The organism is Psychrobacter sp. TB20-MNA-CIBAN-0197 (assembly GCF_040309765.1).
Taxonomy (GTDB): Bacteria; Pseudomonadota; Gammaproteobacteria; order Pseudomonadales; family Moraxellaceae; genus Psychrobacter; species Psychrobacter submarinus.
The window spans coordinates 1-240 of the sequence record NZ_JBEOPC010001308.1 but is presented as its reverse complement, the minus strand read 5'-3'; the positions used below and the strand labels follow the sequence as shown (position 1 = coordinate 240).

Genomic DNA, 240 nt, shown 5'->3' with positions numbered 1-240 from the left:
GAAATACAGCTTGCCAAAACCACACAACCCAACGAAATATTAAATGCCAGCGAGATTGTACTCATTAATGCAGTGCTATTTTGCGCCGAAAAAGTTTTGTCGCCTAAATAATAATGGACAATTAGATTGACTAAACTCATTCCAAATAAATTACCAATTGTGCGTGATAAATTCATGGAAGAAGAGGCTACGCCTAACTCATTCTTATCTACAGCGCCCATAATTGCATTATTGTTAGGC

The 240-nt window shown here is 37.1% G+C and carries 1 protein-coding gene; it reads right to left on the bottom strand.

Translation table 11 applies throughout. The annotated features are described in order from the left end of the window. Positions 1 to 221: hypothetical protein (locus AAEY83_RS18190; RefSeq protein WP_351061499.1), on the bottom strand; the 221-nt coding region annotated here is incomplete at its 3' end. Between the last annotated feature and the right edge of the window lie 19 nt (positions 222 to 240).